Origin of the sequence: Streptomyces sp. P3, from assembly GCF_003032475.1 — a bacterium.
Lineage (GTDB): Bacteria > Actinomycetota > Actinomycetes > Streptomycetales > Streptomycetaceae > Streptomyces.
Window position 1 is genome coordinate 4,890,871 of the sequence record NZ_CP028369.1, and the last position, 12,140, is coordinate 4,903,010.

Sequence of the window (12,140 nt, forward strand, 5' to 3'; positions counted from 1 at the left end):
ATTATGCATGAACTCGCATGGTCATGCAAAGGGTCCGTCCTTCGGGACCGCCTCGGGACGCCGGTCCCCCCGGACCGCCGCCGGATGCCCGGCCGGCTCCCGGGACAGCCGGTGCGGCCACCACACCTTCGGCCCGATGTCCAGGAACAGGGAGGTGACCAGCACCGACCGCACGATGAAGGTGTCCAGGAGCACGCCCAGGGCCACCGCGAAGCCGATCTCCGCGAAGGCGACCATCGGCAGCGTGCCGAGGGCGGCGAAGGTACCGGCCAGCACCAGGCCCGCCGAGGTGATCACGGCGCCGGTCGCCGCCAGGCCCGTCACCACACCCGCGCGGGTGCCCTGCCGGGCGGCCTCCTCGCGGATGCGGGTGGTGAGGAAGATGTTGTAGTCGATGCCCAGGGCCACCAGGAACACGAAGACGAACAGCGGGAAGTCGGTCGCCTCGCCCGCGTAGTCGAAGACGTGGCGGAACGCCAGCGCGCTGATGCCGAGGGCCGCGGCGAAGGACAGGATCACCGTCCCGACCAGCACCAGCGGGGCGATCAGGGCGCGCAGCAGCCCGCAGAGGATCAGCAGGACCACGACCAGCACCAGCGGAATGATCAGCAGGTTGTCGTGTGTGGTCGCCCTGTCCATGTCCAGCAGGGCCGCGGTGCCGCCCCCGACCAGGGCGTCGGCGTCGGGTACCTCGTGCACGGCGTCGCGGACCCGCTCGACGGTCTGCTTCGCGGCCTCGCTGTCGGCAGGCGCGGTCATGGTCGCCTCGAGGAGCACCCGGCCCTCGTGGACGGGTTTCGCGCCGGACGGCACGCCGAGGGAGGTCGGCACGACGCCTTCGGTCCCGGCGACCGCCCGGCGCACCTGTCCGGCCCGGTCCTGGTCGGAGACGATCACCAGCGGGTCGCCGCTGCCCGCGGGGAAGTACCGGCCCGACACCTTCTGGCCGGTGATCGAGTCCGGTGTCCCGGTGAAGGCGTCCGCGTTGCTGATGCCCTCCGCGCGGAGCTGGATCAGGCCGAGCGAGCAGACCGCCAGCACGAGGGCGGTCACGGCCCAGATCATGCGCGGACGGCGGGCGAAACTGCGGCCCGTGCGGGCCCAGACACCGTGCTCGGTCGGTTCGTCCGAGCCGAAGTGCGGGATCACCGGCCAGAAGATCCAGCGACCGCAGATGACCAGCAGGGCCGGGAAGAGCGTCATCATCGCGATCAGCGCCACCGCCACCCCGATGGCCGCGACCGGGCCGAGGCCGCGGGTGGAGTTCATCTCGGCGGCCAGCAGCACCAGCATGCTCAGGACGACCGTGGCGCCCGACGCCAGGACCGCGGGGCCGGCGCGGTGCAGGGCCAGGGCCATCGCCTCGTGCCGGTCCTCGTGACGGCGCAACTCCTCCCGGTAACGGGCCACCAGCAGCAGGGCGTAGTCGGTGCCCGCGCCGAACACGAGCACGGTCAGGATGCCGGCGCTCTGCCCGTTCACCGTGAGTCCCGCGTGCTGGGCGAGGAAGTAGATGAGCGCCTGCGCGGTGAACAGGGCGGCGACCACGCCGATCACCGGGACGAGCAGGAGGCTGGGGCTGCGATAGGTGATCAGGAGCATGACGACGACGACCGCCATCGCCGACACCAGCAACGTGGAGTCGATGCCCTCGAAGGCCTCCGAGAAGTCCGCCGACGTGCCGCCGGGGCCGGTGATGTGCACGGCCAGTCCGGCGCCGCCGTCGCCGACGACGTCACGGATGGAGTCGACGGCCGGGGCGATGCGCTGCCAGCCCTGCTCGTCCATGGTGATCGGTACGAAGATCTGCGCGGCCCGCGGATCGGTCGCACGGTCGTAGACGGGGCCGCGGGTCTCGGCGCCGCGGATGCCGTGGTCGCCGAGACCCCTGAGCTCGGCGGCGTCCCGGTCGATCGCGGCCCGGTCCCGCACCGTCAGGCCGCCGTCGCGGGCGTAGACGACGACGGCGGGGATCTGTTCGGGCCGGAAGTCCTTCGAGATCTGCAGGACCTGGGTGGATTCCGCCGAGCCTGGCAGCCAGGAGGCCGCGTCGTTGTCCTGCGCGTCGGTGAGTTTCTGCGCGAAGGGCGCGGTCAGGAACAGCACCACCACCCACAGCGCCAGCACCAGCCACTTCGCACGCCGCCCGCAGACGAGGTGGGCGATACCGCGCTTCTCGGCCATGACTACCCCCCGGACCGGTCTGTCGCCGCTGCGTGGGACCGCGCCCGGTGAGGGGCGCGGGGATCTGCGTGATCGGCCGGGGCGGGCCCGCCGACGGCGAACCACGTTCCCCCTGCGGAACCGGTGCCCGCAACCCCTGAGGGGCATGGCAGGCTTGGGTCATGGCCCCGCAGATCAACCCCAGCATCCTGTCCGCCGACTTCGCCCGCCTCGCGGACGAGGCGAAGGCGGTCGAAGGAGCCGACTGGCTCCATGTCGACGTCATGGACAACCATTTCGTCCCGAACCTCACGCTCGGTGTGCCGGTCGTAGAGTCACTGGCCCGTGCGACGGACACTCCGCTGGACTGCCATCTGATGATCGAGGCCCCCGATCGTTGGGCCCCGCAGTACGTCGAGGCGGGCGCCTCGTCCGTCACCTTCCATGTCGAGGCGGCCGCCGCGCCGGTGCGGCTCGCACGCGAGATCCGCGCCAAGGGCGCCCGCGCCTCCATGGCCCTCAGGCCCGCGACGCCCATCGAGCCGTACGAGGACCTGCTGCCCGAACTCGACATGCTGCTGATCATGACCGTCGAACCGGGCTTCGGGGGTCAGGCCTTTCTCGACATCATGCTGCCGAAGATCCGGCGCACCCGCGAGTTGATCAGCAAGCACGGACTCGACCTCTGGCTGCAGATCGACGGGGGGGTGTCGGCCTCGACGATCGAGCGGTGCGCCGAGGCGGGCGCCGACGTCTTCGTGGCCGGATCCGCGGTCTTCGGGGCCGACGACCCGGCCGAAGCGGTCCGTGGCCTGCGGGCTCAGGCGGAGAAGGCGACCGCGGGAGCCTCCTGGGCGTGTCGCCACTGAACCGACCAGTTACCTACAGGAATGTGAACGGCTCTCATCAGAGCTGATCAAGTGCGCCGGATCTGCGAGGATGAACGGCGTATCCAGAGTGTGAACAGCAGTGAGGAGATCGCCGTGTCGGGTATGTCGTCGGGCCGGTCAGCCATGCGGATGGGACCCGCTGAGCTGGTGCAGGCGGCGGCCATGGCCCGCCGCTTCTACCTGGAGGGAAAGTCCAAGATCCAGATTGCGGAGGAGTTCGGCGTCAGCCGCTTCAAGGTGGCCCGGGTGCTGGAGACCGCCCTCGAACGGGATCTCGTACGGATCGAGATTCGCGTGCCGGCCGAACTGGACGCCGAGCGCTCCGACGCGCTCCGCGCCCGTTACGGGCTCAGGCACGCCGTCGTGGTCGAGTCCCCGGCCGAGGCCGAGGAGGCCACGGATCCCGAGAACCTGGGAGAGGTGGCCGCCGACCTGCTCGGCGAACTGGTCGACGAGGGGGGCGTGCTGGGGCTGGCCTGGGGCCGGTCCACCATCCACATGGCGGCGGCGCTGGACCGGCTGCCGCCCTGCACGGTCGTGCAGCTGACGGGTGTGTACGACGCCGGCACCGCCGAGCGCGGCTCGGTCGAGGCCGTCCGCCGCGCCGCCCAGGTGTCCGGCGGCGACGCGCACCCCATCTACGCGCCGATGCTGCTGCCGGACGTGGCCACCGCGACCGCGCTGCGCCACCAGACCGGGATCGCCCGGGCCTTCGAGTACTTCGACAAGGTCACGGTCGCCTGTGTCTCCATCGGCTCCTGGGAGCCGGGCATCTCGACGGTGCACGACATGCTGAGCGACGAGGAGCGGGCGCACTACGCCTCGCTCGGCGTCGCCGCGGAGATGTCGGCACACCTGTTCGACGCCGACGGACGCAGGGTCGGGCGCGACCTCGGGGAGCGGTGCATCACGGTCAAGACGGACCAGCTGCGCAGGATTCCCGAGGTCGTCGCGATCGCGGGGGGCCAGCGCAAGGCGGCCGCGATCGACGCCGTGCTGCGGTCCGGGCTCGTCACCAGCCTGGTGACGGACACCTCCGCGGCCGACTTTCTGATGACGGCGGGGCCGACGCCCAAGCCGGCCCTCAACCGGGCGGATCCGGACGGGAGCTGACGGACGATCGGAGGGGACGGTCACGGGGCCGCCCCCTCTGCCGTTCTCCCCGCCCCCTGCCGTTTCCCCCGCCACCACCACGACTGGCTCAGGACGGTGCCTGCATGACGGAGCACGTGCTCACGCTGGACCTCGACGGCGTCACGGACAAAGCGGACCTGATGGACCGCTGTGCCCGGCACCTGGAGCTGCCCGACCGGTTCGCGCGCAACTGGGACGCCCTCGCCGACAGTCTCACCGGCCTGCCGGACGGACCCGAGTCCGGACCCGTGCTGGTGATCGTGCGGAACTGGCGGCCCTACGCCAGGACGCGGCCGGAGGAGTGGGAGATCGCGCAGGAGGTGTTCGCCGCGGCGGCGGACCGTACCCCCGCGCTGTCGGTCGTGCTCGCCCTCGGAGGATCCTCCTAACACCCCGGTGAGCTGCTTGGACGTTCTGTCCGGGCAGCGCATCGCCGCCCTCGTGGGAGAATGAAGTACGTGCTTCTCCCCCTGGCTGACCTGTCCGGGGGTCACCTCTGATCGACCGGGATGTGCAGCACGTGCGTTTCCTCAACGACATCCAGCCCGCCCACGACCTCACCTACGACGACGTCTTCATGGTGCCGAGCCGCAGCGCGGTCGGGTCGCGGCAGAGCGTGGACCTCAACGCTCCGGACGGCACGGGCACCACGATCCCGCTGGTCGTCGCCAACATGACCGCCGTCGCGGGCCGCCGGATGGCCGAGACCATGGCCCGGCGCGGCGGTCTCGTGGTGATCCCGCAGGACATCCCCATCGACGTCGTCGCCGACGTCGTCGGCTGGGTCAAGAGCCGGCACCTGGTGCTGGACACCCCCATCGTGCTCGCCCCGCACCAGACGGTGGCCGACGCCCTCGCCCTGCTGCCCAAGCGCGCCCACAACGCGGGCGTCGTCGTCGACGAGGACTTCCGCCCCGTCGGCGTCGTCACCGACGCGGACCTCACCGGCGTCGACCGCTTCACGCAGCTCGAGGTCGTCATGTCGCGCGACCTGCTGCTCCTGGACGCCGGCATCGACCCGCGGGAGGCCTTCAACACCCTCGACGCGGCCAACCGGCGCTACGCCCCCGCCGTCGACCGGGAGGGCAAGCTCGCCGGCATCCTGACCCGCAAGGGCGCTCTGCGCGCCACGCTGTACACGCCGGCCGTCGACGCCGACGGCAAGCTGCGCATCGCCGCGGCCGTCGGCATCAACGGCGACGTCGCGGGCAAGGCCAAGCAGCTGCTCGACGCGGGCGTGGACACGCTCGTCATCGACACCGCGCACGGTCACCAGGAGTCGATGATCAGCGCCGTCCGCACCGTGCGCGCACTCGACCCGCGGGTGCCGATCGTCGCCGGCAACATCGTCTCGGCCGAGGGCGTCAAGGACCTGATCGAGGCCGGCGCCGACATCATCAAGGTCGGCGTGGGCCCCGGCGCCATGTGCACCACCCGCATGATGACCGGCGTGGGCAGGCCGCAGTTCTCGGCCGTCCTGGAGTGCGCGGCCGAGGCCAGGAAACACGGCAAGCACGTGTGGGCCGACGGCGGTGTCCGCCACCCTCGTGACGTCGCCATGGCGCTCGCCGCGGGCGCGTCCAACGTGATGGTCGGGTCCTGGTTCGCGGGCACCTACGAGTCCCCGGGCGACCTCCAGCACGACGCGAACGGCCGTCCCTACAAGGAGTCCTTCGGCATGGCCTCCGCGCGGGCCGTCCGCAACCGCACCTCGGAGGAGTCCGCCTACGACCGGGCCCGCAAGGCGCTGTTCGAGGAGGGCATCTCCACCTCCCGGATGTTCCTCGACCCGGTCCGCCCGGGCGTCGAGGACCTGGTCGACTCGATCATCGCGGGCGTCCGCTCCTCCTGCACCTACGCGGGCGCCGGCTCCCTCGAGGAGTTCGCGGACAAGGCCGTCGTGGGCATCCAGAGCGCGGCCGGTTACGCGGAGGGCAAGCCGCTGCACGCGAGCTGGTAGCTCCGCGGGTGGGGCGGACGGGGGCGGTCGGGTCGTGTTTCGGGTGCGGGCCGGTGGGGGCTGGTCGCGCGGTTCCCCGCGCCCCTTCGAAAGCGCCTTGCCGCCCGGCTTTGGCGGTCGTGCGATGAACGGGCACGCCCGTGGCGCAGACGTAAATGATCTTGCGTGTGTGCGCAAGGTTGCAGCATGACGAGCGCTACGGCCCTGCTCGTACAGTCGTGCGCTGGACGTGGCGTGGCGGGACCCCGCTCGGTGGGTTCCCGCTCGCGCGGGTGCGCCGCCGGTCCCCGTCGTGCCGAGAGGCTGCGACGAAGGAGTCGGCGCGTGCTCGACCGAGGCAGCCTGTCGGCCGTCACCTTGGCGGTGTTCGGTGTTCGGTGTCCGGACGGCGGTCGGGCTCGTGTTCTACTTCCCTTACGGCCCACCGCCGCTCCCGACTCGCGACCTCCGCGCCATCCGAGAAGTGAACGACCCACTGTGCTGAACGATCTCGACGAACGCATCGTGCACGCCCTCGCCGAGGACGCCCGCCGCTCCTTCGCGGACATCGGGCAGCTGGTCGGCCTGTCCGCGCCCGCCGTGAAACGGCGCGTGGACCGGCTGCGGGCCACCGGCGCCATCACCGGCTTCACGGTGCGGGTCGACCCCGCGGCCCTCGGCTGGGAGACCGAGGGGTTCGTCGAGATCTACTGCCGCCGCAACACCTCCCCGGAGACCATCCAGCGCGGGCTCGAGCGCTACCAGGAGGTCGTCGCCGCCTCCACCGTCACCGGTGAGGCGGACGCGGTGGCCCAGGTCTTCGCCGCCGACATGCGCCATTTCGAGCGCGTGCTGGAGCGCATCGCGGGCGAGCCGTTCGTGGAGCGGACGAAGTCCGTGCTGGTGCTCTCCCCGCTGCTGCGCCGCTTCTCCGCGGGATCGCCGACCTGAGGGACCTGCGCCCCGCCGGGCGGCGGCCCGCGCCCCGGCGGCCCGCGCCCTGGTCCGCGGCGGTCCGCGCCCCGCTCCGCGCAGACCTGCGACACGCCCCACGGCGACCTGAGGCATCGGTCCGCGGCGACGTGCGCAGGTCCGGGTCTACTCGGCGGTCTTACGGGCCAGCGCGTTGTTCCCGATCGAGTTGCGCACGCTGAAGCTGACGGCGTCCGGGCGGTAGCGGTCGTCCGACCACTCCACCGGTCGGCCCTCGCGGGTCGTCGTGACCCGGCGGACCCGCAGCAGGGGGCTCGTGCGGCGGACGCCCAGGAGGCCGGCGTCCCGGGCGCCCGCCGCCACCGCGTCGATGACGTGCTCGCCGTAGGCGAAGACCAGGCCGATGTCGTCGAGGAGGCGCTGGGTCACCGACGGGCAGTCGGCTTCGATCGTCTCGACGGCCGGGGAGATCCAGTCCGCGTACACGGTCCGCTCCACGAGCACCGGCTCGCCGTCCAGGCCGCGCAGCCGCAGGACGCGCAACACGGGCGTGCCGGCGCGCAGCTGGAGATGCACGGCGTCCTCGGCGGTGGCCGGGCGGTACTCCTGCGCGACCACCCGGCCGCTCGCCTCGCGGCCCATCGCGCGCGCCCACTGGGCGAAGCTGCGCAGCTCGGCGAAGCTCTGGCTGCGGCGGCTGGCCAGGACCACCCGGCGGGCGCCCTGGCGGGAGCCGATGAGTCCCTCGGCGGTCAGCGCCGCCACGGCCTGGCGGACCGTACCGCGGGAGACGCCGTACTGCGCGGCGAGGTCGGTTTCGGCGGGCAGCCGTGCGCCGACCGCGTACTCTCCGCGGTCGATCGCCCGGCGCAGCTCGTCGGTGATCTCCTCGTGTCGCGCGGCCATGCTTCCCCTCTGCGTCGACAGCTGTACACAGCCTGACCAGCCTAGTCGACCTGCCGCACTGCTCGGCGGCAGCCGCAACTGTCCGTGAAATCTGGGCACAGGGTTTCGCCGGTGTTTACCGAGGGGACATCAGCGGCGTGCGTACTGAGGCCAACTTGTTCAGACAAGTTCGTCTCATCTCGCCCTGTCTCCTGCATTCTCGCGCGTCCCCTGGAGAAGCCGTGACCGTGCCCCTGCCGAGAACCGCCGTCCGTGGTGGTGCCCTTGCCGCCGTCGCCGCACTCGCCCTGAGCGCCTGTGGCGCCGCCCCCGACACCACCTCCACCACCGCCGACGGCAAGAACGCCGCCACCGCCACCTCCGCCGCCGACTTCGGCGGACTCGACGCGCTGGTGAAGGCGGCGAAGAAGGAGGGCACGCTGAACGCCATCGCGCTGCCCCGCGACTGGGCCAACTACGGCGCCCTCATGGACGGCTTCCAGAAGAAGTACGGCATCAAGGTCGCGGTCGAGAACCCGGACGGCGCGAGCCAGGACGAGATCAACGCCGTCACCTCGCGCAAGGGCCAGGACCGCGCCCCGGACGTCCTCGACCTCGGCAGCTCCTTCGCCCTGAGCGCCGCCCAGCAGGGGCTGCTCGCCCCCTACAAGGTGGCCTCCTTCGCGGACATCCCCGAGGGCCAGAAGGACGCGCAGGCCCGCTGGTACAACGACTACGGCGGCTACATCTCCATCGGCTGCGACGCCAAGCGGGTCAAGGCCTGCCCGACCACCTTCGCGGACCTCCTCAAGCCGCAGTACAAGGGCCAGGTCGCCCTCAACGGCAACCCCACCAAGTCCGGCTCCGCGTTCGGCGGCGTCTACGCGGCGGCCCTCGCGAGCGGCGGCTCCTTCGACGACATCCAGCCCGGCCTCGACTTCTTCGCCAAGCTGAAGAAGAACGGCAACTACACGCCCGTCGAGTCGACCCCGGCCACCGTCGAGAAGGGCGAGACGCCCATCAGCATCGACTGGGACTACCTCAACGCCGGGTACGCCGACGAGTTCACGTCCAAGGGCGTCGACTGGAAGGTGTCCGTGCCGAGCGACGGCCGGTTCTCCCAGTACTACTCCCAGGCGATCAACAAGGATGCCCCGCACCCGGCGACGGCACGTCTGTGGCAGGAGTACCTCTACAGCGCCGAGGGCCAGAACCTGTGGCTCAAGGGGTACGCCCGGCCGGCCCTGATGACCGCCATGGAGAAGGCCGGCACCCTCGACAAGGCGGCGGCCGCCAAGCTGCCCGAGGTGTCCGGGACGCCCGCCTTCCCGACCGAGGCCCAGCAGAGCAAGGCCAAGACGGTCCTCGGGCAGGGCTGGGCCAAGGCCGTCTCCGGATGACCACCACCGCCGTACGGGTCGACACGGCCGCCGCCGCTCCGGTGAAGCGGCGGCGCCGTGCCCTCGGCTGGCTCGCCGTCGTCCCGCTGCTCGCCTTCACCGCGCTCGCCTTCGGGCTGCCCGCTGTGGCCATGCTCGACGGCGCGTTCACCGCCAAGGACCCGGCCACGGGCGCCACGTCCTACACGGCCGACAACCTGACGGCCTCGTTGCGGGGCGCCTATCTGACGGCCCTGCTCGGCAGCGTGAAGCTGTCCGCCGTGTCGGCGGCGCTGGGGGCGCTGCTCGGGCTGCCGCTCGCCCAGGCCGTCGTGACCTCCCGCTTCCGCGCGCTGCGCGAGGCCGTGCTCACCGCGTCCGGGGTGCTGGCCAACTTCGGCGGGGTCCCGCTGGCGTTCGCCTTCGTCGCCACGCTCGGCAACGCCGGTGTGCTGACCCGGCAGTTCGGTCTCACCGACCGGGGCTGGGACCTGTACAGCTTCTGGGGACTGGTGATCGTCTACCTGTACTTCCTGATCCCGCTGATGGTGCTCACCATCACCCCCGCCCTGGAGGGACTGCGCTCCCAGTGGCGTGAGGCGGCCCAGAACAACGGCGCGACGTCCGCGCAGTACTGGCGGCACGTCGCCCTGCCCGTTCTGCTGCCCTCGCTGCTCGGCGGCCTCGTGCTGCTCTTCGGCAGCGCCTTCGCCGCGTACGCCACCGCCGCGGCCATGGTGGGCAGTTCCGTCCCGCTGGTCACCCTCCAGATCGCCGACGCCATCTCCGGCAACGTCCTCGTCGGGCAGGAGAACGTGGCGCTCGCGCTCAGCCTCGACATGGTCCTGGTCGCCGGACTGGTCATGGCCGTGTACCTGCCCCTGCAACGACGGAGCGCGCGATGGCTCGCCTGAACCTGTGGCGGTGGGGTGTCCTCGGCCTCGCCGGACTGTACTTCCTGGTACCGCTGGCCGCGTCGGTCGTCTTCACCGTCGACGTGCCCGGGCAGGGCGTCACCTTCGACGCCTACACACAGATCTTCTCCGCCGACGGCTTCGGCTCCAGCCTGCTGCTCTCCCTGGAGCTGGCCGCCGCCACCATCGCCGTCGTCCTGCTGCTGATGGTGCCCGCCACGGTGGCGTTGCGACTGGGCTCGCCACGGCTGCGGCCGGTCGTCGAGGTGGTGTGCTCGCTGCCGCTGGTGGTGCCGCCCATCGCCTTCGTCGCCGGCATCGGGACCGTCCTGAAGTGGGGACCCGAGCACCTCTCGCGCACCCCCCTCTTCCAGACGTTCGTGGCGATCCAGGACCCCGGCTTCCCCGTCGTCCTCGTGCTGGCGTACGTGGTGATGGCGCTGCCGTTCGCGTACCGCGCCCTGGACGCGGGGTTGCGCTCCATCGATGTGCGCACCCTCGTCGAGGCCGCCCGCAGCTGCGGCGCCGGCTGGCCGCAGGCGCTGGTCCGGGCCGTTCTGCCCAACCTGCGCGGCGCGCTGCTCAACGCCTCCTTCCTCACGCTGGCCCTCGTGCTGGGCGAGTTCACCGTGGCGCAGCTGCTCGGCTTCCGGCCCTTCGCCGTCTGGATCGTGAACGTCAGCGGCTCGCAGGCCCAGCTGTCCGTCGCCGTGTCCGTGCTCAGCCTGCTCGTGACCTGGGCACTCCTCCTCGTCCTCGCCGGTTTCGGCGGGCGCACCCGTCCTACTTCCCGGGGATGAACCATGACCGTGCTCGACACGACAGCGACGAAGGCCGCGAAGCAGGCGGCGACCGTCGAATTCCGGGGGCTGCGAAGGGAGTTCGGTCCGACCGTCGCCCTCGACGGCCTCGATCTCACCGTCCGCCCGGGTGAGCTCCTCGCCCTGCTCGGCCCCTCCGGCTGCGGCAAGACCACCGCGCTGCGGGTGCTCGCCGGATTCGAGCACCCCGATTCCGGTGCGGTGCTCGTCGACGGCGAGGACGTCACCCGGGTCCCGGCCCACCGCCGGGACGCGGGAATGGTCTTCCAGTCGTACAGCCTCTTCCCGCACCTCGACGCGCTCGACAACGTGGCCTTCGGGCTGCGGATGCGCAAGGTGCGCGGCTCCGAACGACGGTCGCGGGCCGCGGAGTTGCTGGACCTGGTGGGCCTCGCCGACAAGGGCGCCCGGTTCCCGCACCAGCTCTCCGGCGGTCAGCAGCAGCGCATCGCGCTGGCCCGTGCGCTCGCCCTGCGCCCGCGGGTCCTGCTGCTGGACGAGCCGCTCTCCGCGCTCGACGCCAAGGTGCGGCTGACCCTCCGCGAGGAGATCCGGCGGCTCCAGCAGGAGCTCGGCATCACCACCCTGTTCGTCACCCACGACCAGGAGGAGGCCCTGTCCATGGCGGACCGGGTCGCCGTGATGCACGCCGGGCGGCTCGAACAGTGCGCTGCCCCGGCCGAGTTGTACGGCAGGCCCGTCACGGCCTTCGTCGCCGAGTTCGTGGGCACGACGAGCCGGATCCCGGGACACCTGGACGGCGGCAGCGTCGAGGTGCTCGGGCGTCGGCTGCCCGTCGACGGCCGGGTGCCGGCCGTGACCGAGGTGGACGTCCTGGTGCGGCCGGAGGCGGTGCGGGTACGGGCCGAGGACGCCGGGAACGCGCGCGTGGTCGCCGGCTCCTTCCTGGGCGCGGCCGTCCGGCTCACCGTGCGCCTCGCCGACGGCACCGAGGTCAAGGCCGACCTGCCCGCCCACGAGGCCGCCGGGCTCGCGGCGGGGACGACGGTGACCGTGTCGCTGCCGGACCGCCCGGTGCTCGTCGCCGAACGTACTTCCTGATCCCGTGCCGAAAGAGGAAA

Annotated in this window: 11 protein-coding genes; 9 read left to right on the forward strand and 2 right to left on the reverse strand. The window is 71.8% G+C overall.

What is annotated here, in order from left to right:
• Nucleotides 1–21 precede the first annotated feature (21 nt).
• A complete protein-coding gene (locus C6376_RS22060) occupies nt 22–2,184 on the reverse strand; it encodes an MMPL family transporter (protein ID WP_107445015.1) in 2,163 nt (720 codons plus the stop codon).
• Between the two features lie 161 nt (nt 2,185–2,345).
• Here C6376_RS22060 and rpe point away from each other — a divergent pair, with 161 nt between their 5' ends.
• From rpe to C6376_RS22085, 5 genes are all read left to right on the forward strand, one after another.
• Nucleotides 2,346–3,032, forward strand: coding sequence for a ribulose-phosphate 3-epimerase (gene rpe, locus C6376_RS22065; protein WP_107445016.1), 687 nt, complete (start codon nt 2,346–2,348; stop codon nt 3,030–3,032).
• Nucleotides 3,033–3,122: 90 nt separating this feature from the next.
• Complete coding sequence (locus C6376_RS22070) at nt 3,123–4,166, forward strand: sugar-binding transcriptional regulator (RefSeq protein ID WP_107449100.1); 1,044 nt, start codon at nt 3,123–3,125, stop codon at nt 4,164–4,166.
• A gap of 104 nt (nt 4,167–4,270) precedes the next feature.
• A complete protein-coding gene (locus C6376_RS22075; RefSeq protein WP_107445017.1) occupies nt 4,271–4,576 on the forward strand; it encodes a barstar family protein in 306 nt (101 codons plus the stop codon).
• Between the two features lie 131 nt (nt 4,577–4,707).
• Nucleotides 4,708–6,147, forward strand: coding sequence for a GuaB1 family IMP dehydrogenase-related protein (locus C6376_RS22080; RefSeq protein WP_173985903.1), 1,440 nt, complete (start codon nt 4,708–4,710; stop codon nt 6,145–6,147).
• Between the two features lie 477 nt (nt 6,148–6,624).
• Entirely contained in the window at nt 6,625–7,077 is a 453-nt protein-coding gene (locus C6376_RS22085) for an Lrp/AsnC family transcriptional regulator (RefSeq protein WP_020128883.1), read from the forward strand.
• Nucleotides 7,078–7,224: 147 nt separating this feature from the next.
• On the opposite strand, the gene C6376_RS22090 is transcribed toward C6376_RS22085, so the two are convergent.
• Nucleotides 7,225–7,965, reverse strand: a complete 741-nt coding sequence (locus C6376_RS22090) for a GntR family transcriptional regulator (protein WP_107445019.1) — start codon at nt 7,963–7,965, stop codon at nt 7,225–7,227.
• Between the two features lie 221 nt (nt 7,966–8,186).
• Between C6376_RS22090 and C6376_RS22095 the strand changes: the two genes are divergently transcribed.
• From C6376_RS22095 to C6376_RS22110, 4 genes are read left to right on the forward strand one after another with little or no spacing between them, the layout of a single operon-like run.
• Nucleotides 8,187–9,344: an ABC transporter substrate-binding protein gene (locus C6376_RS22095; protein WP_107445020.1), complete on the forward strand. Its 1,158-nt coding sequence runs from the start codon at nt 8,187–8,189 to the stop codon at nt 9,342–9,344.
• Complete coding sequence (locus tag C6376_RS22100; RefSeq protein WP_107445021.1) at nt 9,341–10,237, forward strand: ABC transporter permease subunit; 897 nt, start codon at nt 9,341–9,343, stop codon at nt 10,235–10,237. The genes C6376_RS22095 and C6376_RS22100 overlap by 4 nt, the downstream gene beginning before the upstream one ends.
• A complete protein-coding gene (locus C6376_RS22105; protein WP_107445022.1) occupies nt 10,225–11,037 on the forward strand; it encodes an ABC transporter permease in 813 nt (270 codons plus the stop codon). The genes C6376_RS22100 and C6376_RS22105 overlap by 13 nt, the downstream gene beginning before the upstream one ends.
• Nucleotides 11,038–11,040: 3 nt before the next feature.
• The gene (locus C6376_RS22110) at nt 11,041–12,120 is read left to right on the forward strand and encodes an ABC transporter ATP-binding protein (protein ID WP_107445023.1); all 1,080 of its coding nucleotides are present in this window, start codon (nt 11,041–11,043) and stop codon (nt 12,118–12,120) included.
• The last annotated feature ends 20 nt before the right edge of the window (nt 12,121–12,140 follow it).